This is a genomic window from Agromyces sp. Y575, assembly GCF_059445445.1.
Genome location: NZ_JCAIUI010000002.1, coordinates 19,996 through 45,423, shown reverse-complemented (window position 1 = coordinate 45,423; position 25,428 = coordinate 19,996). Strand labels below are relative to the sequence as shown.

The following is a 25,428-nucleotide window of genomic DNA, read 5'->3' as shown; positions in this document are numbered from 1 at the left end:
TGACATGGATGCAGCGATCCCGCCCCTGACCGAGATGCCGTCGCCGAAGTACGTCTTGTCCGACGGCATCCGCATCGCCACCTACCTCTGGGGTGACGACGATGCGCCGACGGTGCTGTGCGTGCACGGGTTCGCCTCGAGCTGCCGCGACAACTGGGTGAACACCGGGTGGGTGCGCGACCTCTTGCGTGCCGGGTTCCGCGTGCTCGGCATCGACCAGCGCGGCCACGGGGCGAGCGCCAAGCCGCAGAAGGCGTCCGCCTACGGCATGGACGCCTTCGTGAACGACATCGCGGTCGTGCTCGACACCTACCTGCTCGACACGGTGCTCTTCGCCGGCTACTCGCTCGGGGCGCGCGTCGGTTGGCAGGTCGCGGTGCAGCTGCCCCAGCACGTCGAGCGTGCGGTGCTCGGCGGCATCCCCGACGGGCGGCCGCTTGCTCGGCTGCAGATCGAGCAGGCGCGCGCGTACGCCGAGCACGGCACTCCGGTCGAAGATCCGGTCACCCGCAACTACATCACGCTCGCCGAACGGGTGGCGGGCAACGACCTCGGGGCGCTCATCGCGCTCGCCGAGGGCATGCGCTTCGGCGACGCCGACCCCGATGTGACGCATCCGCCGATGCAGCCGATCCTGTTCGCGACCGGCAGCGACGACGCGATCCTCGAGCAGTCCAAGCAACTGGCGGCGTCCACACCCGACGGCACTTTCGTCGAGCTGCCTCGGCGGCACCACTTCAATGCACCGGGGTCACGCGTGTTCAAAAAGGCCGCGCTCGAATTCTTCACGCGTGCGGCGACCGACGCCTGAGCAGCGTGCCGATGCCGAAGGACGATGCGGTGAATCCTCGCGCGGACTAGCGTGGAGATGTGTCCGCTCCCGCGACTGACGCACGGACCGCTCACGCCGACGGCGTGGAGCGCCTGCTCGAGAGCTCTCGGGCGGTGCCACAGGGGGCGCCGGTGCGGCTCGCGAAGCGCACCTCGAACCTCTTCCGGTCGAGGGCGACGACGGATGCCCCGGGCCTCGACACCTCGGGCCTGACGCACGTCATCGCGGTCGACCCCGAAACGCGCACGGCCGACGTGGCCGGCATGTGCACCTACGAAGACCTCGTCGCCGCGACGCTGCCGTACGGGCTGGCGCCGCTCGTCGTGCCGCAGCTCAAGACCATCACCCTCGGCGGTGCGGTGACGGGTCTCGGCATCGAGTCGACGTCGTTCCGCAACGGCCTGCCGCACGAGTCGGTGCTCGAGATGGACATCCTCACCGGCGCCGGCGAGGTCATCACAGCATCGCCGGTCGAGCACACCGAGCTGTTCCGCGCCTTCCCCAACTCGTACGGCACGCTCGGCTACGCGGTGCGCCTGCGCATCGAGTTGGAGCCGGTCGAGCCGTTCGTCGCGCTCACGCACCTGCGATTCCACGCGCTCGCCGAACTCGTGGCGGCGATGGACCGCATCATCGAAACCGGTCGCCTCGACGGGGTTCCCGTCGACTACCTCGACGGCGTGGTGTTCAGCGCCGAGGAGAGCTACCTGTGCGTCGGCATGCAGACCGCGGCATCCGGCCCCGTCAGCGACTACACCCGCCAGCAGACCTACTATCGCTCCATCCAGCACGACGACGGGGCGAAGCACGATCGCCTCACCATTCACGACTACCTGTGGCGCTGGGATACCGACTGGTTCTGGTGCTCGCAGGCGTTCGGCGCGCAGCATCCGCTCGTTCGCCGGTTCTGGCCGCGGCGCTACCGGCGCAGTCGCTCCTACGCGACCCTCATGCGCCTCGAACGGCGCTTCGACCTCGGTGATCGTCTCGAGAGGCTCAAGGGCCGCCCGCCGCGCGAACGCGTCATCCAAGACGTCGAGGTGCCGATCGGGCGCACCGTCGAGTTCTTGGAGTGGTTCCTCGCGAACGTGCCGATCGAGCCGATCTGGCTGTGCCCGCTGCGGCTGCGGGGCGAGCGCGGCTGGCCGCTCTATCCGATCCGGCCGCAGCAGACCTACGTCAACGTCGGGTTCTGGTCGACGGTTCCGGTGGGCGTGACCGAAGGCGCGACGAACCGCTCGATCGAGCAAGCCGTCAGCGAATTCGACGGACACAAGTCGCTCTACTCCGACTCGTACTATTCGCCGGAAGAGTTCGACGAGCTCTACGGCGGCGATGACTATTCGGCCGTGAAGCGGCAGTATGACCCCGACTCACGTCTGCTCGATCTCTATGCGAAGGCGGTGCAACGACGATGACCACGACCAAAGGACAGGCGCCGGTGAAGCAGGCTGAAACGCCGGCCTCGACGGATGCCGCGGCCGCACCGGACCCGTCGGCGGACGCGCCGGACCCGTCGGCGAAACTCAGCCTCGCCGAGATCCTCGAGATCGTCGTCGCCGGTCGACTCCCGCTGAAATTCACCGCCTACGACGGGAGTTCGGCAGGGCCCCCTGACGCCGCCCTCGGGCTGGAACTGAAGACGCCTCGGGGCACGACGTATCTCGCGACGGGGCGCGGCGATCTCGGTCTCGCCCGCGCCTACATCGCGGGCGATCTCGAGGTGCACGGCGTGCACCCCGGCGACCCGTACGTGCTGCTCAAGGCCCTGGCTGACGAGCTGGTCTTCAAGCTCCCGCCGCCGCGGATGATGGCCCGCATCATCCGCTCCATCGGCGTCGAGCACCTACGACCGATCGCGCCGCCGCCGCAAGAGGTACCGCCGCGTTGGCGTCGTGTCGCCGAGGGACTTCGCCACAGCAAGAGCCGCGACGCCGAGGCGATCCACCATCACTACGACGTCTCGAATACCTTCTACGAATGGGTGCTCGGCCCCTCGATGACGTACACGTGCGCGTGCTACCCCGGGCCCGACGCGTCGCTCGACGAGGCGCAGGAGAACAAGTACCGGCTCGTGTTCGAGAAGCTGCGGCTGAAGCCGGGTGACCGACTGCTCGACGTCGGATGCGGGTGGGGTGGCATGGTGCGTTACGCCGCGCGCCAGGGCGTGCAGGCAACGGGCGTGACCCTGTCGCGAGAGCAGACCGCCTGGGCGCAGCAGGCGATCGCCGCGGAAGGGCTCTCCGACCTTGCCGAGGTCCGCTACGGCGACTACCGTGACATCGCCGAGAGCGGCTTCGACGCGGTGTCGTCGATCGGGCTGCTCGAGCACATCGGCGTGCGCAACTATCCGTCGTACTTCCGCTTTCTGCAGTCGAGGCTGCGGCCTGGGGGACTGCTGCTCAACCACTGCATCACGCGGCCCGACAATCGTTCCGAACCGTCGGCCCGCGGGTTCATCGACCGCTATGTGTTCCCCGATGGGGAGCTCACCGGCTCGGGCCGCATCATCACCGAGGCGCAGGATGTCGGCTTCGAGGTGCTGCACGAGGAGAATCTGCGCCCCCACTACGCGCTGACCCTGCGCGACTGGTGTGCCAACCTCGTCGCGCACTGGGACGAGGCCGTGGCCGAGGTCGGGTTGCCGACCGCGAAGGTGTGGGGCCTGTACATGGCCGGTTCCCGTCTCGCCTTCGAAAGCGGCGGCATTCAGTTGCACCAGGTGCTGGCGGTCAACCCCGACGTGCGTGGCGGCAACGGCGACCTGCCGCTGAGGCCATGGTGGACTCCCTAGGATTTTCCGGACTGACAGAGGAGCACAGTGTCGCTTCAACCCTGGAGCATCGAACGTTCGAGTCGGGTCGTCGACGATCGATGGATGAAGGTCCGGGCGGATTACTGTCGGAGGTCGAACGGCGCAGTCGTCGGCCCCTACTACGTCTTGGAGTACCCGGAGTGGGCGAGCGTCTTCGCGGTCACCGTCGCCGGTGAGGTGATTCTCGTCTCGGAGTACCACCACGGCGCCCGCGTGGTCGGGATCGGCTTGCCAGGGGGCGCGGTCGGCGACGGAGGCGAGACGCCGATCGCGGCAGCGAGACGAGAGCTCCTGGAAGAGACCGGCTACGCCGCCACCGAGATGGTCGAGATCGGCTCCGCGTTCGCCAACTGGGGAAACCAGACGAATCGCGTGCACTTCTTCTTGGCACTCGAGTGCGCCTTCGTTGCACCTCAGGCCTTGGACGAGAACGAAGAGATCGAGATCTCTCTCGTTCCTCTGGATGATTTCTCGCCAACGCTGCTGCAGCAGTCGTTCCACCTGTCGAACGCGCTGCTCGCTGTCGAGCAGCTCCGAAACGCGACCTTGTGAGGGCGTGAGCGCCGGTCGTCGGCACTGAACAAGCGAAAGAGTTGGCGTGAACAACGAGACCGGGACTCGAAGGTCGGGATGGGCTCAGCTCGGCTCAGCTCAGCTCAGGGCCTCGTTCAGTTGATTCAGGATCCGCAGTGCGGCTCGCAGGTCGGACGGGTCGGGAGCGGGCAGGTTGTCGCGACGCGTCTGCTCGAAGAGCGCATCGCCGCGACGCACCAGCGCGGTGCCTTCAGCGGTGAGGCTCAGGATGTTCTCCCGCCGATTGTGCGCGCTGGTCTCCACGTTCATGAGCCCTGCCGCAACGGCTTGCTCGATCTGACGGCTGACCGTGCCCTTCGTGAGGCCGAGTCGATCGGCGATGGCCTGCTGGTTGAGCGGACCGGGATGCGCGTCCACGACGCTCAGCACGAGGAACTGCGCCATCGTCACGTCGAGTTCCCGACGGAACAGCGCGTCGCCGCTTCGATCGAGTAGCCCCGCAACTCGACGGATGAGGTACGCGAGCTGCGCCTGCTCGTCGGGCAGATCCACCTTGTCCATGGCATGCATCCTATCGAATCGTTTGACAAGCGACCGTTGCTTGTGCAACGGTTGAGTGAGAAACCAACGATGTGGAAGAAGGCGCTCCCCATGCGGATCATGTTCGTTCTGGACCACCCGTACACGATCGAGTCCGCCGACAACGTGCCGCATCGGCGCAGCTTCACGGCGGCCGTGGCGGAGGCAGCGATGCGCGGCGCACGCAGGGCCGGGCACGAGGTCGACCTCGTCGACCTGGCGGCCGACGGATTCGACCCCGTCATGAGCCGCGACGATCTCGTGGCCTGGCGCCTGAAGCAGGTCGTCGACCCAATCGTCGCCGACTACCAGGAGCGGCTGATGCTGGCCGACCACCTGGTCTTCGCCTTCCCCGTGTGGTGGGAGGCGATGCCGGCCTCGACCAAGGGCTTTCTCGACCGAGCGCTGACCAAGGGGATCGTCTTCGAGGAACTCCCCGACGCGAAGGGGAATCCGTTCCGCAACCTGATGACCAGGCTCGGCGGCGTGACGGTGCTCTCGATCATGACCACTCCCGACAAGGCCTATCGCTGGTGGTACCGTGACCCCCTCACGAAGATCCTGTTCAAAGGGACCTTCGGCAAGATCGGCGTCAAGAACCTGCGCTGGGTCAACTACGACTCGATCACCGAGAAGACCGTCGAGGAGCGTGAGCGCCTGCTGCAGCAGACTGAGGAACGGTTCGCAGCCCTGAATCCCGTCGCCGATGCCGTCGGCGCGCTGTCGCGCTGAGGCGCCGAGTCATCAGCGCCGCCGCATCCGCTCGCTGATCGCTGAGTTCGCCCCTCGCTATGCGCGGTGTTCAGTCTGCGCTGCGGGTGTCGCGCTCGAGGCCGCCGCCGCGACGGCGGCCTCGAGGGCCACCCACGCGAGCATCGCGCACTTCACGCGCATGACGTACTTCGAGACGCCGTGGAAGGCGATCGCGTCGCCGAGCAGCTCTTCGTCGGGCTCGCCGGCGCCCTGCGAGCGCATCATCGAGCGGAACCCGTCGATGAGCTGCCGCACCCGGTCGAGGTCGGCGCCTGCCGCGAGCTCGGTCATGGCCGACGCCGAGGCCATCGAAATGCTGCATCCGTCGCCGGTCCAGCCGATCTGCTCGAGCACGGTTCCGGATGCGTCGAGGCGGATGCCGACGGTGATCTCATCGCCGCACGTGGGGTTGAGCTCGTGGTGGGTGGCGTGAGGTTCGGTGAGCTCGCCGTCGCCGAGCCGGCGACGTGAGTGGTCGAGGATGAGCTCCTGATAGAGCCCCGACAGATCGCTCATGCGCCGACCCCGAAGAATCCGCGCACCTCGCCGAGCGCGGCGGCGAATCGGCGAACCTCGTCGGTCGTGGTGTAGACGTAGGCGCTCGCTCGCGTCGTCGCCCGCAGGCCGAGGCGCCGGTGCAGTGGCTGGGCGCAATGGTGGCCGACGCGCACGGCGATGCCCTGCGCATCGAGGAACTGGCCGACGTCGTGGGCGTGCACGCCGGGCACATCGACGCTTGCGAGCGCCGCGCGCGCGGTGCCGGGCGCCGGCCCGATGAGGCGCACGCCGGCGACCCTCGACGTCTCCTCGACGAGGAGCTCGGCGAGCGCCGTCTCGTGCGCGTGCACCTGCTGCATGCCGAGCGCGTCGAGGTAGCGTACGGCTTCGGCCAGTGCGACGGCCTGCGACACCGGCTGGGTACCGGCCTCGAAGCGTTGCGGTGAGGGCAGGAAGGATGCCGACTCCATCGTCACGGTCGTGATCGTCGAACCACCGGTGCGGGCCGGCGGCAGGGCGTCGAGCAGGTGCTCGCGGCCGTAGAGCACGCCGATGCCGGTCGGGCCGAGCATCTTGTGGCCCGAGAACGCGGCGAAGTCGACGCCGAGTTCGGCGAAGTCGGTCGGGCGATGCGGCACCGACTGGCACGCGTCGAGCATGACGAGCGCGCCGTGGCGGTGGGCGAGCTCGACGACCTCCGCGACGGGTGCGACGAAGCCGGTCACGTTCGAGACGTGCGCGAAGGCGACGAGCCGCGTGCGCGGTCCGATGACGGATGCAGCGTCGTCGATCGACCACGTGCCGTCGTCCGCGACGGGGATCCAGCGCAGTTTCGCCCCGGTCTTCGCAGCAAGGCGCTGCCATGGGATGAGGTCGGCGTGGTGCTCGGCCTCGGTGACGACGATCTCGTCGTCGGGCCCGAGCTTGAAGACGTCGGCTTCGGGGCCGGCGAGGCCGCCCGCGGCATCCGCCATGCCGAGCGCGACCATGTTGATGGCATCGGTCGCGTTCAGGGCCCAGACGATCTCTCGCGCGCCTGCGCCCACGAACCGGGCCACCGTCTCGCGGGCGTCTTCGAACGCGGTCGTCGAGGTGCCGACGAGGGTGCTCGCGCCACGGTGCACCGCGGCGTTGGAGTGCTCGAGGAAGCGGCGTTCGGCATCGAGCACCGCGAGCGGTCGCTGCGCGGTCGCGCCGGAGTCGAGATAGGCGAGCGGATGCCCGTTGAGCTCCTGCGCGAGGTAGGGGAAGTCCTGCCGGAGCTCCGTCGGCAGCAGACCGTCGATGGTCGTCGTTCGATCGAGGGTCATTGTTCCTCCCAGCATGCCGATGCGGGCGATCCACGCGGCGGCTACCTTCCAGTCTGACGCAGTTTCGCTCGGTCATCGCCGCGCGGCGGTCGAACGGTCGATGCGGTCGCGGGGTGGGCTCGCGCCGTCTCGTCGGGATACCGTGGCGGTATGCCCCGGAGCGTGAGTGAGCACGATGACCGCGATGACGAGGTCGACCTGCTCATCGACGCGTGGTCACGCCGGTTGCCCGATGTCGATCTGACCCCGCTCGACGTGATGTCGCGTCTGCGGCGGGTCGCGAACCATCTCGGCCGTTTGCGGGCGAGCGCGTTCAGCGGCGCCGGGCTCGCGGCATGGGAGTTCGACGTGCTCGCCGCGCTTCGCCGCACCGAGCCCCCGCACGAGTTCAGCCCGGCGCAGCTCATCGAGGCGACCATGATCGGCAGCGCGGCGATGACGAACCGACTCGACAACCTCTCCCGGCGTGGTCTCGTCGAGCGACGGCCCAACCCGCGCGACGGGCGCAGCGTGCTCGTTCGCCTCACGCCCGACGGGGCGACGCGCGTGGATGATGCCATGCGGCTGCTCGCCGAGCGAGAGGCCGAGGAATTGCGCGGGCTCAGTCGTGAAGAGCAGGCGATCCTGGCTGCGCTGCTGCGACGCCTCGGGCACGAACGCGACTGAGGGGACCGTCAGCGCCGATCGATGCACCCCTCGGGTGACGACGTCTACAAACTCGCCGAAGACGGCCGCCTCCGAACCTGGCTCGCCCTCACCGAAGAGGGCCGCACGGCATACGCATCCCACATCCGAGCACTGCGCCGACTCACCAGAATCTGATGCGGTCTCCCCGTTGATCTCCGTCGCGCGGCGGATTCGCGGATGCATCGGGATCGATAGCGTGACGAGTGTGAATGAAGCACCGAACGCCGTCAGCGAACCCGCCAGCATGAGCCCGGCGGTCGAAACCGTCGAGATCGAGGAACCTCGTCGAGTGCCGTGGGCGGCCGTTGCCGTGTTCGCAGTCGTCTCCTGCGGGCTCGCGTGGCTCGTCGCCGCCCCGCTCTGGGCGAGCGGCATGGGGTTGTCCGATCCCCTGCTGCCGGTGCTCGCGGCCGTCATGATGCTCACCCCGGCGATTGCCACCGTCGCAGCGCTGCTGGTGGAGCGGCGGCAGCGCGGCAAACGCGGTGCCCGCGGCATCCTGCGCGACCTCGGCATGTGGCCGCTGCGACCGGTGGGCCGCACACTCGGTCTGTCGGCGGCGGCCATCGTCGTCCTGCCGCTCCTCGTCGCGGCCGGGCTTCTCGTCGTCGGCCTGCTCGGCCTCGCGGAATTCGACCTCGTCGGCTTCTCGGGCTTCGCCGCGCTGATCGAATCGCAGTTGCCCCCCGGCACGCCGGTGCCGCCGATCGTGCTGCTCGTCGTGCTCCAGCTCGTCATGATCCCGATCGGTGGGATCATCAACGCGCCGTTCGCCTTCGGTGAGGAGATCGGCTGGCGCGGCTGGCTGCTGCCCGCGCTGCGGCCGCTCGGCGTCTGGCCGGCGCTGCTCGTCTCCGGCGCGTTCTGGGGGTTCTGGCACGCGCCGCTGATCCTGCTCGGCTACAACTTCGGGCTCACCGACGTGACCGGCGTGCTCCTGATGATCCTCTCGTGCATGCTGCTCGGCGTGCTGCTCGGGTGGACGCGCCTCCGCACCGCGTCGGTGTGGCCCGCGGTATTCGGCCACGGCGCCTTCAACGCCTCGGCCGGGCTCGGCGCGCTGCTCGTCGCGGTCGACTCGCCCGTGCCGGCTGCCTGGGTCGCGGGCCCGCTCGGCCTCGTCATGTGCGCCATCTTCGCGGCCGTCGCCGCGGTGCTCGTGGCTGCCGGGCAGTTTCGCCGCGGCCGCGTCGCCGCTCGCTTGGGCTGATTCTCCGAGGTGTCCATGACGCGAGTTCGGCCGTCGCAGGAGCACGAGGTGGCGGGCCCGTGGCATCCGAATTCTGACGGAGTGTTGGCGGAAAGAAGTGGCGACTTTCGCGTGAGGCACCACTTCACCAGCGTCTCGACGAGGAGCATGCCATGCCAATCAGATACCGCCTTGCGGCGGCCGCGACGATCGCCGCGCTCGCATTCCGGCTCAACCGGCACGAGGAGCGGGGGCGCGCCTCAGTCGCGTCGCCAGGCCTCGCCGAGGGTTGATCGCCGTGCGATGAGGTGGGGCTCGAGCGTGACCGTGCGCGGGCGGGCTGTGTCGGGTGCGGTGATCTGATTGATCAACAGCTGGGCCGCGGCCCGGCCCATCTCCTCGCCCGGCTGGGCGATGGTGCTCACCGGCGTTGCGCTCTCGGACGCGAAATGGTTGTTGTCGTACCCGGTGATGGCGAGATCGGCGGGCACGCTGAAGCCGGGCTCGTCGTCAAAGGCCTGCATCGCGCCGATGGCGAGCAGGTCGGATGCGGCGACCATGCCGTCGAACCGGCCGGCGCCGCCCTCGACGATCTCGTATCCGGCCCGGCGTCCGTGCGGGATGTTGAGGCCGCGGGTCTCGAGCACGGCGAGTGAGACCCCAGTGGACTCGGCGACCGCCTGCTGCGCACCGTCGCGGCGGGCCGCCACCGCCTCGAGGAGGAAGGGCCCGCCGACGAAGAGCAGTCGGGTGCGGCCGACGTCGATGAGGTGGCGGGCGGCGAGATACCCACCGCGACGTTCATCGACCACGACCCCGGAGCTCGATGGATCGCCCGGGAGCGCGTTGACGTAGACGAGGGGGGTGCTGCGGATCGCCGGCCGGCGGGCGGCGACCCAAGGGGTCGGAGTGATCAGGATGCCAGCCACTCGTGATTCCTCGAACAGCTCGAGGTTGCGCTGCTCTCTCGCTGGGTCGACGTCGGTGTTCGCGATGAGGAGGTTCATGCCGTGCTGGCGCAGGATCGTCTCTGCGCCGCGGGCTATGTCGACGAAGAACGAGTTGTCGAGGTCCGCGAGCACGAGACCGACGGTGGAGCTGCTGCCCGCGGCGAGGGAGCGTGCGGCATCGTTGCGCACGAATCCGAGCTCGGCGATCGCGGCGAGCACGCGCCTGCGGGTGGTCTCCGAGACCTTGTCAGGATTGTTGAGCGTGTTCGACACGGTGCCGAGCGCAACACCGGCGTGGCGCGCGACATCCGTCATGCTCGGCTGAGCCCTCGCGCCTCTGCGACGTTCTGCAGGAATGCGGCACCTCCATGTGCTGCACGACCGATATGCCGGCCGCGGTTTCGTTCGATATGGTCCCACGGTCGGGGCCCGAGGAGACTGAACACGATGAAGCGTTTCAAGAATCTGACCAAGACTCCGTGACAGGCGCCGAAGATAAGGTTACAGTACCCGTGAAGCGCTTCAATTGAAGCGATGATTCAAGGAGGAATCGTGACCACAGCACTCATGCGGCGGCGCTTGCTGCCCCTCGGCGCGCTGCTCGGTGCGGGAGCGTTGACGCTCACCGCCTGCGGCCCTGCGGGTTCCGGCGGGGGAGCGGACGACAGTTCGTTCAGCTACCTCGGCCAGACCGAGAACACCACCATCATCAACACGCTGGAAACACTCGGCGCCGACCAATGCGCGGCCGAGGAGAAGGCGGCCCCCCTCGAGTCCGACAGCATCGCCGGCACCCAGTGGGACCAGAAGCTGCAGCTGCTGGCCGGTCAGGATGCGCTCTCCGACATGTCGATGGCCGCCGGCACCCCGTCGCTCATGCAGCAGTTCATCGACGCCGACCAGGTGCTCGACCTCTCAAAAGCCCTCGACGAGCTCGGCGTGGCCGACAAGATCCTGCCCGCCGCCGAATCGACGATCAAGGCCCTCTACGGCGGCGACACGCTCTACGCCCTGCCCACCGAACTCAACATCGAAGGGTTCTGGTACAACAAACAGCTGCTCGCCGACCACGGTATCGAGGCGCCGCAGACGTGGGATGACCTCGTCGCCGCGGCGGCAACCCTGCAGGCCGCGGACGTGCAGCCGTTCGCCGCCGCCGGAAAAGACGGCTGGCCGATCACGCGACTCGTCGGCGACTACCTCGTGCGAGACCTCGGACCGGATGCGCTCAAGAATGTCGCCGACGGTGATGCCAAGCTCACCGACCCCGAGTACGTCGCCGCCGCAGACGCCGTCGCCGAGCTCGGTGCATCCGGATACTTCGGCGACGCCGTCGGCTCGGTCGACTACAACGCCGCGCTGAACCAGTTCCTCACCGGCGGCGCCGCCTTCTTCTACATGGGCAGCTGGGCGCTCGCGAACTTCAACGACGAGGAGCAGAACCAGATCGGTGCCGACAACATCGGCTTCACGGCATTCCCTGAGGTCGAGGGCGGCGCCGGAAGCATCGACCAGGTTCCGGCCAACGTCGGGATCCCCGTGATGCTGTCGAAGGAGGGCTACACGGACACGACGGCCGACTGGCTGCAGTGCATCGCCGAGAACTACGGCGACACGGTGCTCTCCGAGAGCGGTGTCGTCTCGGGCTTCGCCGTGGAGAACCAGCCCGCCGACCTGCCGGCCACCACCCAGATCGTGCAGGATGTCATCGCGAACGCTCCGTCGAGCGTGCTCTGGTTCGAGGCGCTCTTCACCTCGAAGGGCACCACCGTCAGCCAGACCAACGGCGGCGGTCTCGGCAACGGCACCCTCACGGGCGCGGAGTTCATGGAACTCGTGCAGTCAGCGAACGAGGACGGCTGACCCGCTCCGTTCGCTGAATCGCCGGGCCGCGATACGTCGTCGCGGCCCGGCCCCACCGCCGCTCGCGGCATCAGCCATCACCGCGCCCGCGGCCGACCGACCAGATTGCGCTGTCATGGAAAAAACACTCGGCGACAAGCGCGCCATCCTGATCCTGCTCGGGCCGGCGCTCCTCGTCTACACGCTCATCATGCTGGTGCCGATCGTGTGGTCGCTTGGCTACACGGTGATGGACGGCAACCCCATCATCGGGTTCCAGTTCAACGGCTTCGACAACTTCGTGAAGTTCTTCGGCGACCCCTCAGCGTGGGATGCCGTCTGGTTCACCCTTCGCTACGCGCTCGTGCTCACCGTGCTGCAGGTCGGCGTCGGCCTCCTGCTCGCGCTGCTCTACGTGTTCTGGCTGCGGAAGGCCTCGGGCGTCATCCGCACGATCGTCTTCTTCCCGGTCGTACTCCCAACGGTCGCCGTTGCGCTGCTGTTCCAGCGCCTGTTCGAGGCGGCCCCCACGACGGGCCCGGTCAACGCCCTGCTGAACTCCTTCGGGCTCGAGTCGGTCGACTGGTTCGGCACGCCCGCCGCCTCATTCTGGATCGTCATCCTCATGGACCTCTGGCGATCGATGGGTTTCTACGCGGTACTGCTCTACGCCGGTCTCGTCGACATCCCCGATGAGCTGCTCGAGTCGGCGCGCCTCGACGGGGCATCCGGGTGGAAGCTCATTCGCAGCATCGTGCTGCCGCTCTCGCTGCCGGTGCTGCTCTCCTCGCTGATCTTCAGCATCAACGGCACGCTCAAGGTCTTCGATACGGTCGTGGCCCTCACGAACGGCGGACCCGGCAACGCCACGACGCCGCTGACCGTGTACATGTTCCAGACCTCGTTCACGTACGGCGACTACGGCTACGGATCGACCGTCGCGCTCATGCTCACGATCCTCTGCCTCCTGTTCACCGTCTTCATCTTCCGGTCCACGCGCCGGGACCTCACGAAGGGCTGAGCCGTGACCGCCACCACCGCGTTCGATTCCCACGACCTGCGCACCGTCGCGACGCCATCGCCGCGCGCCCCGCGCGAGCGGCGTGGAGTTCGCGACTTCTTCTCCCGACTGCCGATTCGCGTCATCATTGCGATCCTTCTCGTCATCGAGATCTACCCGATGCTGTGGATGTTCCTCGGCTCCTTCAAGACCCAGAGCGAGTTCCTGAGCGAGCCGTTCTGGGCGCTGCCGTCATCGTGGTCGTTCGACAACTACATCGATGTCTTCACGACCGGCGGATTCGGGCAGTACATCCTGAACAGCGTCATCGCGGTCTTCCCGTCGCTGTTCTGCATCCTCTTGTTCGGCGTCGCCGCCGGCTTCGCCCTCGAGGTCATGGTGTGGAAGGGACGGGGCACCGTGCTGCTGCTCTTCCTCGCAGGCATCATGGTGCCGGCTCAGATGATCCTGCTGCCGCTCTTCACCATCTACTTCCGCACGGGACTGACCGGCAGCCTCTGGCCGCTCATCCTCACCTACATCGCCACGGGCCTGCCGCTGACGGTGTTCATGATGGCCACATTCTTCCGCTCGGTGCCGCGCGAGATCTTCGAGGCGGCAACGCTCGACGGGGCGAGCATGCTGCGCGCCTTCTGGAGCATCGGCATCCCCCTCGTGCGCAACGCGATCTTCACGGTCGGGCTCGTGCAGTTCTTCTTCATCTGGAACGACCTGCTGATCGCGCTGACCTTCACGACGTCGAGCGACCTGCGCACCATCCAGGTGGGGCTGCTCAACTTCACCGGCCAGTACGGTGCCGTGCAGTACGGGCCGACCTTCGCCGCCATCGCCGTGAACGTCTTCGGCACGCTCGCGCTTTACCTCTTCCTCAACCAGCAGGTCATGAAGGGCCTGACGGCGGGCTCGGTGAAGGGATGACGATGCAACGCGTGGCGATCGAGGAGATCTGGCTCGAGAATCGGAGGACTGCTCCGGAACTCGCCCTCGGACTCGGTATCGGCGAGGCCGCGCCGCGGATCTCGTGGATCGCGGACGGGCAGTCCGCGGCCTGGGACGTCGAATTCCGCGGCGATGACGGCGACGTCGAGCATGCCGAGGTGCCGTCGGGATCGACCAGGCTGGTCGCCTGGCCGTTCGCCCCGCTCCGGTCGCGGCGCGGCGGCGAGCTGCGGGTTCGGGCTTCGATGCCGGATGCCCCGTGGAGCGCACTCCTTCGGGTCGAGGCCGGGCTGCTCGAGCGCACCGACTGGCAGGTGCCGTTCGTCTCGCCGTCGGCCTCGGCGCCCACCGGAGCGCTGCGCCCCGGCTTCCTGCTGCGAGCGACATGGGATGCCGCGGAACTCGGTGTCGCGCCCAGCCGGGTGCGACATGCCCGCGTCTACGCAAGCGCACACGGTGTCTATGAGCTCGAGCTCAACGGCGTGCCGGTTGCCGATGACCTCCTCTCACCGGGATGGACGAGCTATCGGCATCGCCTGCGCACCCAGACGTTCGATGTGACCGATCTCGTGCGCGACGGTCGCAACGCGATCGGCGCCTGGCTCGCCGACGGCTGGTATCGCGGCCGCATCGGCTTCGACGGCGGCCTGTGGAACGTCTACGGCGCGGATGTCGCGCTGCTGCTGCAACTCGAACTGACCCTCGAAGATGGATTGGTCGTGCGGGTGCCGCTCGAGGAGCGCTGGAAGTGGCATCCGTCGCCCATCACCGAGGCGGGCCTGTACGAGGGCGAGCGCTTCGACGCACGCCTTCTGCCCGCGGGCTGGAGCGAACCCGAGTTCGACGACGAGGAGTGGTGCGCCCCGACACTCCTGCCGCTGGCGGAGTTCCCGGCGCGGCTCGAGGTGCCGACCGGGCCGCCTGTGCGCGTCATCGAGACGTTGCGACCGGTGTCGGTTGAGGAGGTGGAGGGTGGCCGCATCCGCCTCGACTTCGGCCAGAACATCTCGGGCAAGCTACGGATCCGGTTGCGAGGACCCGCCGGCCACGCCGTGCGGCTGCACCACGCCGAGGTGCTCGAGAACGGTTCGCTCGGCGTGCGGCCGCTCCGTGCCGCGATCTCGATCGACGAATACGTCTGCGCCGGCCCGGTCGACGGCGGCACCGGCGATGTCGAAAGCTGGTCGCCGCGGTTCACGATCCACGGCTTCCGCTACGCGGAGCTCGAGAACTGGCCGGGCGATCTCACCTCGGTCGATGTCGAGGCGCTTGTTGTGCACACCGACATGGAGCGCACCGGCTGGTTCGAGAGCTCGCATGCCGGGTTGAACCGCTTGCACGAGAACGTCGTGTGGAGCATGCGCGACAACTTCGTCGACTTGCCCACCGATTGCCCGCAGCGCGACGAACGGCTCGGCTGGACGGGGGACATCCAGGTCTTCGCACCCACCGCCGTTCGGTTGTACGCGGCGCATGGCACCCTCACCGGCTGGCTGCGCGATGTCGCCGCCGAACAAGCCGAGCAGGGCCATGTGCCGAACTTCGTGCCGTGGGTCGACTGCGGGTTCCCGAACTTCCCTACTGCCGCATGGGGGGATGCCGCGGTGATCGTGCCCTGGGAGCTGTACCAGCACGACGGCGACCGGCAGGTGCTCGTTCAGCAGTACGACAGCATGCGGGCCTGGGTCGACCTCGTCGACCGTCTTGCCGGGGGCACGGGCCTCTGGAACACCGGGTTCCAGCTCGGCGATTGGCTCGACCCGGCAGCCCCGCCTGAGAACCCAGGCGACTCGCACACCGACAAGTACCTCGTCGCGACGGCTTACCATGTGCGCACCGCGCGCATCATGGCCGAGACCGCCGCGCTGCTGGGCCGCAGCGATGACGAGCAGCGCTACGGCGCCATCCACGAGCGCGCGCTTGTGGCGTTCCAGGACGAGTTCCTCTCCGCGAGCGGGCGGGTGGTCAGCGACACCCCGACGTCCATCGCGCTGTGCATCGTCTTCGGGCTCTTCACGGCGCCCGAGCAGCAGCAGCGCGCCGGCGAGCGACTCATCGAACTCGTGGCGCAGAACGACTTCCGCATCAGCACCGGCTTCGTCGGCACGCCCATCATTTGCGACGCGCTCGCCATGGTCGGCGGCATGGATGCCGCGTACCACCTGCTCTTGCAGGAGGAGCTGCCGTCGTGGCTATACCAGGTGTCGATGGGCGCGACCACGATCTGGGAGCGCTGGGACAGTATGCTGCCCGACGGCACGGTGAACCCCGGGGACATGACCTCGTTCAACCATTATGCGCTCGGCGCGGTGGCCGGATTCATGCACCGCGTGGTCGCCGGGCTCGACCTCGCCGCACCTGGTGGCGGCGCGCTGCGCATCGCCCCGCGCCCGGGCGGGGGGCTCACCCGCGCCTCAGCGAGTCATCGCGGACCGCTCGGCCTCGCGTCGTCGGCCTGGCGGCGCGAGGGCACCGCCTTGACGCTCGACGTGGTCGTTCCGGTCGGTGCCACGGCGACCGTGGAGCTGCCAGACGGGCGTGTCATCGCCGAAGTGCCGGCCGGGCGGCACACCTTCGCGAGCGCCGTTCGGGCGGCGGCCGACGATCCACCCCGGCCGCCGAAGCGGTGGCGCGGTGGGCCACCGCCGGAAGGGTCCGACGACTCGGCCGCGCCGGCCGCCCCCGCGACGGTCTCCAGCGCGGCATGATGGTCAGCTCGATCCCCCACGAAAGGAACCGTAGTGCAGCACTCGATCCGTCCCGGCGAGCCGTGGCTCGACACGAACGGCAACCGCATCCAGGCCCACGGCGGGTCGATCATCACCGTCGGCGACATCTTCTACTGGTACGGCGAGAACAAGGAGAAGACGGCGCCGGGCAACGGCATCTGGCACTGGGGCATCCGCTGCTACTCGTCGAAAGACCTCTACAACTGGGAGGACCTCGGCACGATCCTGCCACCCGTGCTCGATGACGAGACGCACCCGCTCCACCCCTCGCAGCTGGCCGACCGGCCGCACATCATCCACAACCAGGCCTCTGGCAAGTTCGTGTGCTGGGTCAAGGTGATGCACCGCAACGGCGAGCAGCGTTCGAGCGTGTTCACCGCCGACGATCTGCTCGGGCCGTACGAGCTCGTGACGCAGGGCATCAAGCCGCTCGGCATGAATGCCGGCGACTTCGACCTCGTCGTCGAGCCGTCGGATGGAAAGGCGTACTACATCTTCGAGCGCGTGCACAGCGAGCTCATCGTCGCCGACCTGAACGACGACTACACGGATGTCACCGGCTACTACTCGACGCACTTCCCGCGCCTGCAGCCGCCGTTCGTTCGGGAGGCGCCGGCGTACTTCCGCCGGAAGGGGCGGCACCACCTCGCGACATCCGGCACGACCGGCTACTTCCCGAACCCATCGGAATTCGCGAGCGCGCCCTCGTACCACGGCCCGTGGACGGTGCTCGGTGACGCCCATCCCGACGACGAGTCGCGCACCTCGTTCCGCTCGCAGATCTCGTCGATCTTCCAGCACCCGACGCGGCGTGACCTCTACATCGCGATCGCCGACCGATGGGTGGTGTCGCCGCCCGACGACCTGCCCGACATCCCGGCCCTCTTCGAGGAGGTCTTCCGCGTCGACCTCGAAGGACCGCGCGAATGGGGCGCGATCGACCTCGGCGAGCCCAACACTTCGCTCGCCGACTACGTGTGGCTGCCGATCCGCTTCGACGGCGACCGCCCCTCCATCGACTGGCACGCCGAATGGACGATCGAGGAGTTCGACGAGTTGCCGAGCTGATCCGCCCGCATCGCCCTCCGTCAGCGTTCACCGTACTGTTCGACAGCTCGCGCAGTGGCACCGAGTCGCGCCGGCGCGGCGTATCCGTCGCGCGCGTCGAAGCGTTCGAGTAGGGCCTGGCGAGATGGCGGTTCCGGCCTCGGCCGAGCTGCACGTAGTCGAGTTCGAGGAAGTCGTCGACCTCGGCCGCCCAGCGGTCGCGCACGAACGCGATGTGCACCGGGTGCGCGTTTCCTCGTCGCGGCCGGGCTTCTCGTCGTCGGCCTGCTCGGCCTCGCGGAATTCGACCTCGTCGGCTTCTCGGGCTTCGCCGCGCTGATCGAATCGCAGTTGCCCCCCGGCACGCCGGTGCCGCCGATCGTGCTGCTCGTCGTGCTCCAGCTCGTCATGATCCCGATCGGTGGGATCATCAACGCGCCGTTCGCCTTCGGTGAGGAGATCGGCTGGCGCGGCTGGCTGCTGCCCGCGCTGAGCACATTCATCCGCACTGCGTCGAATTACGATGCGAATTATGTCGGTGTGTTGACGGAAAAAATCCGCCCTCTTAGCGTGTCCGTGTGACCTTGCCCAGTGGAGTGCACGCACTCGTCCGACGAACCCATGAAGACCGGGTTCTCCAGGTGCTGCGCGAGCACGGCGCGATGACGCGCGGCGAACTCGCCGAGCGCATCGGCCTCTCCCGCACCACCCTTTCCGAGATCACGTCGAACCTGCTCGAACGCGGCGTGATCTCGGTCGCGGCCGACGAGACCCCGCGGCTCGGGCGCGGGCGGCCGGCCGAACGACTCACCCTCGACCCAGCCGCCGGGCAGTACCTCGGCGTCGACTTCGGCCGTCGTCGCGTGCGCATCGTGGTCGCGAATGCGGCACACGAACTGATCGCCTCTGACGCCGTCGCGTATGACGCATCGGCATCGTGGGGCGACCGCATCGACGCCGCCTTCTCTCTCGTCGATCGCCTCGCGGTCGACCGTGAGCTGCACTTCGACGGGGTGCTCGGGGTCGGCATCGGGTTTCCCGGGCCCTTTTCGCCGCGGGTGCCGCACGAAGCATCTGAACCAGTCGCCGACGCGCGGCGGGCCGGGGCGGTCTTCATGCGCACCGCATTCGCCGAGCGCTTCCAGGCGCCCGTACTCCTCGACAACAACACGCGTCTCGCGGGCCTCGCCGAGGCGACCTGGGACAACGCCGCTGGGGTGGAGCACTTGCTCTACCTGCGCCTGTCCGATGGGGTCGGCGGCGGGCTCGTCGTCGGCGGGCGGCTCGTGACTGGCGCATCGGGCCTCGCCGGGGAGTTCGGACACATCAGCCTCGGCGGGCAGGGCGAGCTCTGCCGCTGCGGCAAGCGCGGATGTCTCGAGACCGTCGCCTCGACGGGCGCGATCCTCCGTCGTTGCGCCGAAGCCGGTGTGCCCATTGATTCCCTCGACGGACTGTCGGATGCCGCTGCGAAGGGCGACCCGATCGTCATGGGAGTGCTCCGCGAGGCGGGCGAGGCCGTCGGGCGAGTGCTCGGCTCCCTCGCGGTGGCGCTCAACCCGTCGGAGATCGTCATCGGCGGCGAGGTCGCCCAGATCTCCGACGTCATCGTCGAGCAGGCCGCCGCGACCACCGCCTACGAACTGCTGCCCGTCGGCGAGTACTCGCCGCGTATTCGCCCTGCCGCGCTCGGCGACGAGGGCGGCGCCATCGGCGGCATCATCGCCATCTTCCAGAACTCCCCACTGCTCGCCGGCTACCAGCCTGCGGCGACGAACGCCGCCCCCGCGGCCACCCGATTGCGAAGGAGCAACACCTGATGTCCCCCCAGAACCGAGGAAGCCACGCATGGTCGCAGTGACCGATGCCACCGTGCGGCAGGCGGCCTCCCAACGCACGACACCGAAGAAGAAGGATGCCGCGCCGCGCCGTCGCATGCTCGCGCTCAACCTCATCAGTGTCGCCGCCGGGATCCTGCTCTGGTGGGCGCTCTCCGCTTCGGGATTGCGGCTGCCGTCGCCCGTCGAGGTCGCCGTGCGGGGGTGGGAACTGCTCATCGACGGCACCCTGCTCACCGACACCGTCGCGAGCCTCTCGCGCGTGCTCACCGGATTCGCTCTCGGCACGCTCGTCGCGATCCCGGTGGGCTTCCTCATGGGTTGGTATGCCTGGGCGCGCGGCCTCATCGAGCCGTGGATCCAGTTCTTCCGCACCATCCCGCCCCTCGCGATCATCCCGCTCGCGATCGTGCTGCTCGGCATCGGCGAGGAGCCGAAGATCCTCGTCATCTTCCTCGCCGCGTTCTTCGCGTGCGTGATCTCGACGTTCCAGGGCGTCGTGAACATCGACCGCACCCTGATCAACGCCGCCCGGGTGCTCGGCACGAAGGACGGGGGCATCTTCGTCCGTGTCGTCGTGCCTGCCTCCGTGCCGTTCATCCTCGTGGGCATGCGAGTCGGGCTCGGCGCGGCCTGGGCGACGCTCGTCGCGGCCGAGCTCATCGCCGCGCAAGCAGGGCTCGGCTACCGCATGCAGCAGGCCCAGCTCTACTACGAACTGCCGACGATCTTCGTCGGCCTGATCGTCATCGGCATCCTCGGCCTGCTCATGGACCGGGTGCTGCTGTTCGCCGAAACAAAACTCACCGGATGGCAGGAACGCCGATGACCGCAACCGCCCAGCTCACCGACGCTCGCATCTCGGTGCGTCACGTGCGCAAGACCTTCGACTTGAAGGGCGAGGAGTTCGTCGCCCTCGGTGACGTCTCCCTCGACGTCGCCGACAACGAGTTCGTGACCGTCGTGGGGCCGTCGGGATGCGGCAAGTCGACGCTCATGAACATCCTCGCCGGCCTCGACATGCCCTCGTCGGGCGAGGCGCTCGTCGACGGCCGCGCCGTCACCGGCCCCGGGCCCGAACGCGGCGTGATCTTCCAGCAGTACGCGCTCTTTCCGTGGCTCACGGTGCGCAAGAACGTCGAGTTCGGGCTGAAGACCGCGGGTCTCAGCGCGAAGGATCGCCGTGAGAAGGCCGAGCACTTCATCGAGATGGTCGGTCTCAGCCAGTTCGCCGACGCGCTGCCGAAGATGCTCTCGGGCGGCATGAAGCAGCGCTGCGCGATCGCCCGCGCCTATGCGGTCGATCCCAGCATCCTGCTCATGGACGAACCGTTCGGCGCGCTCGATGCCCTCACCCGGGTGAAGCTGCAGGAGCAGCTGCTCGACACCTGGAGTGGCGACAAGCGCACCGTCGTGTTCATCACCCACGACGTCGACGAGGCCGTGTTCCTGGCGAACCGCGTCGTCGTCATGGCGGCCCGCCCCGGGCGCATCTTCGAAATCGTCGATGTCGACCTGCCGTACCCGCGCACGGAGGAGATGCGACTCAGCCCAGAGTTCGCGGCGCTCCGAAACCGCGTCTGGAACGCGGTCTACCACCAGAACCCCAGCACGGCCCACACCGCTGTCGACTGACAGCACGACACCAAGGAATGTCATGACCCACTCACACCGCAAGCGCGGCATCATCGCCGTTGCTGCTGCCGCAATCGCAGCCCTCACCCTCGCGGGCTGCGCCACCAGTGCTGCCGGAGACGGCGCCACCGGCGCCTCGGCAGAGCTCGAGAAGGTGCGCTTCGGCTACATCGCCGACTTCAACGGCGCGAGCCTGCTCGCCATCGCCGAAGACCAGGGCCTCTGGGAGAAGCACGGCATCGAGGTCGAAACACCGGTCTTCACGAACGGCCCGCTGCAGATCCAGGCGCTCGGCACCAACGACCTCGACTTCGGCTACATCGGCCCGGGCGCGATGTGGCTGCCGGCATCCGGTCAGGCGAAGGTCGCAGCCATCAACAGCCTCGGCAACGCCGACCGCGTGATCGCACAGGCCGGCATCAACTCGATCGAAGACCTCAAGGGCAAGAAGGTCGCGGTGCCCGAAGGCACCTCGGGTGACATGATCCTCACGATGGCCCTGCGTTCGGCCGGCATGACGATCGACGACGTCGAGAAGGTCGCGATGGACCCGGCGACGGTCGTGTCGGCGTTCGCCTCGAAGCAGGTCGACGCGGCCGGCATCTGGTACCCGCTCATCGACACGATCCAGGAGCAGGTGCCCGACCTCGAGATCCTCGCCGAGAACGAGGACTTCATCGACGACGTCGCCTTCCCGAGCGCATTCGTCGCGAACCCCACGTTCACCGATGAGAACCCCGAAGCGACCACGAAGGTGCTCGCCGTGCTGCGGGACGCGATGGACTACCGCGCTGAGAACCTCGAGGAGTCGATCGAGCTCACCTCCGACATGCTGAAGATCGACGTCGAGGCCCTGACGGTCGAGGCCGAGAACGCCAAGTACATGACGGCGGCCGAACTCGACGTGCTCACCGAAGACGGCACCGTCGTGGCCTGGCTGACAGCGCTGAACGAGTACTTCGTGACCGCGGGCAAGCTGACCGAGCCGACCGATCCTGCCGAGTACTACCTCGGCGAGCAGTTCGTGGAGGCGGGCGAGTAGGGGAGCGCACCGCGCCATCCGCATCCCGTCGCGCGGCGGAGTTCAGACTCCGCCGCGCGACGTGCAGGCCGATCTGCGGATGCTTCGGCCTGCCCATCCCGCACGAGACGAATGAGACGAATGAGTACCACCGAACGTCGCCCGAACATCGTGGTGATCCTGACCGACGATCACGCGTCGCACGCCATCAGCGCCTATGGCTCCGTCGTCAATCGCACCCCGCGCATCGATGAGATCGCGGAGGCGGGCGTGCGCGTCGACAACTGCTTCTGCACCAATGCGCTCTGCACGCCGAGTCGGGCGTCCATCCTCACGGGCACCTACAGTCATGTCAACGGGGTCACCACGCTGGAGACGCCGATCGACGCCGCGCAGCCGACGTTCGTCTCGCAGCTGCGCGAGGCCGGCTATCGCACCGCGATCGTCGGCAAGTGGCACATGGGCGAGGGGCCGGGACACGATCCGCAGGGCTTCGACTACTGGGCCGTGCTACGCGACCAGGGCGAGTACTTCGATCCGCAGGTGCTCACCGAAGACGGCGTGCAGATCGTCGAGGGCTACGCGACCGATGTCATCACCGATCTCTCGCTGGCCTGGCTGGAGTCGCTCGAGGGCGAGGAGCCATGGTGCCTCCTCATCCACCACAAGGCGCCGCACCGGCCGTGGGAGCCCGACGAGAAGCATCGGGGCATGTACACCGAGCCGATCCCGGTGCCGGCGACCTTCGACGACGATTACCGCACGAGGTCGTCGGCCGCGCACCGGGCGGCGATGCGCATCGCCGATCACCTGACGCTCGCCGACCTGAAGCAGGCGCCGCCCGAGGGGCTCGATTACGAGCAGGCGGCACTCTGGAAGTACCAGCGGTACATGGAGGACTACCTCGCCTGCGTGGCATCCGTCGACGACAACGTCGGCCGGGTGATCGACTGGTTGCGGGAGCGGAACGCGTTCGACGACACCCTCACGATGTACACGTCGGATCAGGGGTTCTTCCTCGGCGATCACGGGTGGTTCGACAAGCGGTTCATGTACGACGAGTCGCTCAGGATGCCGCTCGTGATCAGCTGCCCGTCGCGGATTCCCCATCGCGAGGAACCACTCACCCAGATCATCACGAACGTGGACTTCGCCCAGACCATTCTCGAGAGCGCCGGCCTCGGAGCGCATCCGCGCATGCAGGGCGCGAGCTTCTGGGCGCAGCTGACAGAGCAGCCCGAGTTGCCGACGCGCCCGGCGATGTACTACCGCTACTTCGAGAACGACGACGCCAACCATCACGCGTTCGCCCACTACGGCGTTCGCACCGACCGGCACAAGCTCATCTACTTCTACAACGACGGCCTCGGGCTGCCGGGCGCTTCGCCGCACGCTTACCCGCCCGAGTGGGAGATGTACGATCTCGAAGCCGACCCCGACGAGCTGAACAACGTCTACTTCGACCCCGCGCACTTCGAACTACGTGAGGACCTGAAGGTCGTGCTGTGGGAGCTGCAGGCCGAACTGCTCGACGTGCCGCACCCGTCGCAGCCCCGACCGGAGCGGCTCGCAGCGGTCTGATCTCGCACCGGTCTGATCCCGCACCGGTCGCCCGGCCCCGCCGGAGAACTTGGGCGAGGCGGAACTGGAGCTGCTCGAACCGCTCGACGCAGGGGAGGTCGGCGAGTGCTTCAGCTGCTACGTCGGTCATCGGGCGTCGTACCAGCGCAGCACCCGCAGGGCGCGGAAGGTGTTCCACCGGCTGGGTTCGCCCTGCGGCGCGTCGACGGCGAAATGCACCTCGCCGTGCCAGGGCACGCCGGCCGGCCAGCGACCGCCGTCGCCGCGCCCGGCGAGCAGCAACTCGATCGCGTCGGCGACCCGGGGGTCGGGCCGGTCACCCGTGGTGCGGAAGTAGTCGAGGGAGCGCAGCACGTCGTAGAGCCAGTAGGGCGGGAACATGAAGTTCGCATACCGGGGGCGCACGATCTCACCGGTCGAGCGGCGGCGGAAGAGGTTTCGCTCGAGCAGGTACTCCTCACCACGGCGACGGGCGTTCACCACGTCGGCCGGGGCATCCGGAATCGCCTGCTCGTAGGCGAGCAGACCCTCGAGCACGCACAGCGTCGTGTCGAAGGACGACCGGTCCGACTCCTCGCGCGGTTCGCAGTTCCACCCGCCGTCTGGGAGTTGTTCGCGCAGCAGCAGCTCGAGGATGCGGTCGCTCCCCGCGCCGAGTTCACCGAAGTACGCCGCAAGCGCGAGCACTCCGCCGTTGATGCACTCCTCGACCTCGCCGTGGAAGTACGGCAGATCGTCCCACTCCCTCCAGACCACCCCGTTGCGCACGCGCGCTACGGCCGATCGGGTCCGCGGCGCATCCGGGTCGATGCCGAACCGGCGCAGCAGGTGCAGGGTCCAGGTGACGCTCGTGCGCTCACCGTTCGGGCCGTATTCGTCGCCGCCCCAGTAGCCGCCATCGGGCTGCAGGGAGAGGAGCCTCGCGCCCCAGCCTTCGGTCGTGATGCGCGAGCGCTCGTCGGCCGTCTCTGCTGGCGGTGCGTCGAGCAGGTCTCGCATGACCTGCCAGCGGATCGCGGGATCGGAGTCGAGCAGCCACTCTGGGACATCCATGCGCCCATGCTGCCGAACTTCGCTCACCGCGGCCAGTGTCGGAACTCAGCCCTGCTTGGCGCGGGCGTAGTGCCGGCGGGCCTTCTCGCGGTTGCCGCACGTCTCCATCGAGTGCCACCTGCGGGCGTTGGAGCGGCTCTGGTCGATGAGGAAGTGCTGGCAGTCGGATGCCGCGCAGGGGCGGATGCGTGAGCCAGCCGGCCCCTGCAGCGCCGCCCACTCCTCGATGACACGGGCGCCGATTGCACGGTCGGCGGGCACGTCATCGCGCCAGTGCACACCGTGGTCGGTGAGTTCGGCGCGGCGACGCATGGCTTCGACCCACGGTGAGAGCACGGCGACGGATGCCTCGTCGCGAAGCAGTTCGACGAGGGCCGTTCGCACGGCGCGGGCGTCGGTGATCTCGCCGGGGCTGCCGATGGCTCCGTGCTCACGCAGCCAGGCTGCTGCGGACCGGTCATCGCCGATCTCGTCGGCGACGTGGTCGTCGTAGACGAGCCTCGAGTTCACGAGGTCGAGCAGCAGCGGTTGCTGGCGGGTGGTCATGGCGGCATCCTTCATCTTTCGTCCGATTC

25 protein-coding genes are annotated in these 25,428 nt (G+C 68.1%); 19 read left to right on the top strand and 6 right to left on the bottom strand.

Annotated elements, in window-relative coordinates:
- The first annotated feature begins 4 nt into the window (after positions 1–4).
- Genes AC1C2U_RS06365 through AC1C2U_RS06350 form a run of 4 tightly spaced genes read left to right on the top strand, consistent with a single transcriptional unit; the run spans position 5 to position 4,199 of the window.
- Positions 5–811, top strand: a complete 807-nt coding sequence (locus AC1C2U_RS06365; protein ID WP_495360895.1) for an alpha/beta fold hydrolase — start codon at positions 5–7, stop codon at positions 809–811.
- Between the two features lie 59 nt (positions 812–870).
- The gene (locus AC1C2U_RS06360) at positions 871–2,250 is read left to right on the top strand and encodes an FAD-binding oxidoreductase (protein WP_495360894.1); all 1,380 of its coding nucleotides are present in this window, start codon (positions 871–873) and stop codon (positions 2,248–2,250) included.
- Entirely contained in the window at positions 2,247–3,626 is a 1,380-nt protein-coding gene (locus AC1C2U_RS06355; RefSeq protein WP_495360893.1) for a class I SAM-dependent methyltransferase, read from the top strand. The genes AC1C2U_RS06360 and AC1C2U_RS06355 overlap by 4 nt, the downstream gene beginning before the upstream one ends.
- A gap of 27 nt (positions 3,627–3,653) precedes the next feature.
- Entirely contained in the window at positions 3,654–4,199 is a 546-nt protein-coding gene (locus tag AC1C2U_RS06350; RefSeq protein WP_495360892.1) for an NUDIX hydrolase, read from the top strand.
- A 99-nt stretch (positions 4,200–4,298) separates the two neighbouring features.
- Here AC1C2U_RS06350 and AC1C2U_RS06345 read toward each other — a convergent pair whose 3' ends face one another.
- The gene (locus AC1C2U_RS06345; RefSeq protein WP_495360891.1) at positions 4,299–4,742 is read right to left on the bottom strand and encodes a MarR family winged helix-turn-helix transcriptional regulator; all 444 of its coding nucleotides are present in this window, start codon (positions 4,740–4,742) and stop codon (positions 4,299–4,301) included.
- A gap of 90 nt (positions 4,743–4,832) precedes the next feature.
- Between AC1C2U_RS06345 and AC1C2U_RS06340 the strand changes: the two genes are divergently transcribed.
- A complete protein-coding gene (locus AC1C2U_RS06340) occupies positions 4,833–5,492 on the top strand; it encodes an NAD(P)H-dependent oxidoreductase (RefSeq protein WP_495360890.1) in 660 nt (219 codons plus the stop codon).
- Between the two features lie 57 nt (positions 5,493–5,549).
- Here AC1C2U_RS06340 and sufU read toward each other — a convergent pair whose 3' ends face one another.
- Both sufU and AC1C2U_RS06330 read right to left on the bottom strand, forming a co-directional pair.
- On the bottom strand, positions 5,550–6,029 hold the full coding sequence (gene sufU, locus AC1C2U_RS06335; RefSeq protein WP_495360889.1) for a Fe-S cluster assembly sulfur transfer protein SufU: 480 nt from the start codon (positions 6,027–6,029) through the stop codon (positions 5,550–5,552).
- Positions 6,026–7,321 carry a SufS family cysteine desulfurase gene (locus AC1C2U_RS06330; RefSeq protein WP_495360888.1) on the bottom strand — a complete coding sequence of 432 codons (1,296 nt, stop codon included), beginning with the start codon at positions 7,319–7,321 and terminating at the stop codon, positions 6,026–6,028. The genes sufU and AC1C2U_RS06330 overlap by 4 nt, the downstream gene beginning before the upstream one ends.
- A 162-nt stretch (positions 7,322–7,483) precedes the next feature.
- Here AC1C2U_RS06330 and AC1C2U_RS06325 point away from each other — a divergent pair, with 162 nt between their 5' ends.
- The 3 genes from AC1C2U_RS06325 (at position 7,484) to AC1C2U_RS06315 (ending at position 9,218) form a co-directional block, all read left to right on the top strand.
- On the top strand, positions 7,484–7,987 hold the full coding sequence (locus AC1C2U_RS06325; RefSeq protein ID WP_495360887.1) for a MarR family winged helix-turn-helix transcriptional regulator: 504 nt from the start codon (positions 7,484–7,486) through the stop codon (positions 7,985–7,987).
- 21 nt (positions 7,988–8,008) lie between these two features.
- Positions 8,009–8,143: a hypothetical protein gene (locus AC1C2U_RS06320; RefSeq protein ID WP_495360886.1), complete on the top strand. Its 135-nt coding sequence runs from the start codon at positions 8,009–8,011 to the stop codon at positions 8,141–8,143.
- A 70-nt stretch (positions 8,144–8,213) separates the two neighbouring features.
- Positions 8,214–9,218: a CPBP family intramembrane glutamic endopeptidase gene (locus tag AC1C2U_RS06315; RefSeq protein ID WP_495360885.1), complete on the top strand. Its 1,005-nt coding sequence runs from the start codon at positions 8,214–8,216 to the stop codon at positions 9,216–9,218.
- 239 nt (positions 9,219–9,457) lie between these two features.
- Here the strand turns inward: AC1C2U_RS06315 and AC1C2U_RS06310 are convergent, their stop codons facing one another.
- Positions 9,458–10,462, bottom strand: a complete 1,005-nt coding sequence (locus AC1C2U_RS06310; RefSeq protein WP_495360884.1) for a LacI family DNA-binding transcriptional regulator — start codon at positions 10,460–10,462, stop codon at positions 9,458–9,460.
- 237 nt (positions 10,463–10,699) lie between these two features.
- Between AC1C2U_RS06310 and AC1C2U_RS06305 the strand changes: the two genes are divergently transcribed.
- From AC1C2U_RS06305 to AC1C2U_RS06255, 11 genes are all read left to right on the top strand, one after another.
- Positions 10,700–12,010 (top strand): ABC transporter substrate-binding protein, encoded by a 1,311-nt coding sequence (locus AC1C2U_RS06305; protein WP_495360883.1) that lies wholly within the window; start codon positions 10,700–10,702, stop codon positions 12,008–12,010.
- 115 nt (positions 12,011–12,125) lie between these two features.
- Entirely contained in the window at positions 12,126–13,010 is an 885-nt protein-coding gene (locus AC1C2U_RS06300) for a carbohydrate ABC transporter permease (protein ID WP_495360882.1), read from the top strand.
- Between the two features lie 3 nt (positions 13,011–13,013).
- Positions 13,014–13,928 (top strand): carbohydrate ABC transporter permease, encoded by a 915-nt coding sequence (locus AC1C2U_RS06295; protein ID WP_495360881.1) that lies wholly within the window; start codon positions 13,014–13,016, stop codon positions 13,926–13,928.
- Between the two features lie 2 nt (positions 13,929–13,930).
- A complete protein-coding gene (locus AC1C2U_RS06290; protein WP_495360880.1) occupies positions 13,931–16,657 on the top strand; it encodes a family 78 glycoside hydrolase catalytic domain in 2,727 nt (908 codons plus the stop codon).
- Between the two features lie 33 nt (positions 16,658–16,690).
- Positions 16,691–17,746 (top strand): family 43 glycosylhydrolase, encoded by a 1,056-nt coding sequence (locus tag AC1C2U_RS06285; RefSeq protein ID WP_495360879.1) that lies wholly within the window; start codon positions 16,691–16,693, stop codon positions 17,744–17,746.
- Positions 17,747–18,076: 330 nt separating this feature from the next.
- Entirely contained in the window at positions 18,077–18,307 is a 231-nt protein-coding gene (locus AC1C2U_RS06280) for a hypothetical protein (protein ID WP_495360878.1), read from the top strand.
- Positions 18,304–19,545, top strand: coding sequence for an ROK family transcriptional regulator (locus AC1C2U_RS06275; RefSeq protein ID WP_495360877.1), 1,242 nt, complete (start codon positions 18,304–18,306; stop codon positions 19,543–19,545). Before AC1C2U_RS06280 ends, AC1C2U_RS06275 begins: the two co-directional genes overlap by 4 nt.
- A gap of 28 nt (positions 19,546–19,573) precedes the next feature.
- Positions 19,574–20,392 (top strand): ABC transporter permease, encoded by an 819-nt coding sequence (locus AC1C2U_RS06270; RefSeq protein WP_495360876.1) that lies wholly within the window; start codon positions 19,574–19,576, stop codon positions 20,390–20,392.
- The gene (locus tag AC1C2U_RS06265) at positions 20,389–21,198 is read left to right on the top strand and encodes an ABC transporter ATP-binding protein (RefSeq protein WP_495360875.1); all 810 of its coding nucleotides are present in this window, start codon (positions 20,389–20,391) and stop codon (positions 21,196–21,198) included. Before AC1C2U_RS06270 ends, AC1C2U_RS06265 begins: the two co-directional genes overlap by 4 nt.
- A 22-nt stretch (positions 21,199–21,220) precedes the next feature.
- The gene (locus tag AC1C2U_RS06260; protein WP_495360874.1) at positions 21,221–22,240 is read left to right on the top strand and encodes an aliphatic sulfonate ABC transporter substrate-binding protein; all 1,020 of its coding nucleotides are present in this window, start codon (positions 21,221–21,223) and stop codon (positions 22,238–22,240) included.
- A gap of 120 nt (positions 22,241–22,360) precedes the next feature.
- Positions 22,361–23,800: a sulfatase family protein gene (locus tag AC1C2U_RS06255; RefSeq protein ID WP_495360873.1), complete on the top strand. Its 1,440-nt coding sequence runs from the start codon at positions 22,361–22,363 to the stop codon at positions 23,798–23,800.
- A gap of 126 nt (positions 23,801–23,926) precedes the next feature.
- Here AC1C2U_RS06255 and AC1C2U_RS06250 read toward each other — a convergent pair whose 3' ends face one another.
- Positions 23,927–24,853 (bottom strand): prenyltransferase/squalene oxidase repeat-containing protein, encoded by a 927-nt coding sequence (locus AC1C2U_RS06250; RefSeq protein ID WP_495360872.1) that lies wholly within the window; start codon positions 24,851–24,853, stop codon positions 23,927–23,929.
- A gap of 45 nt (positions 24,854–24,898) precedes the next feature.
- Positions 24,899–25,399: a CGNR zinc finger domain-containing protein gene (locus AC1C2U_RS06245; protein WP_495360871.1), complete on the bottom strand. Its 501-nt coding sequence runs from the start codon at positions 25,397–25,399 to the stop codon at positions 24,899–24,901.
- Positions 25,400–25,428 lie beyond the last annotated feature (29 nt).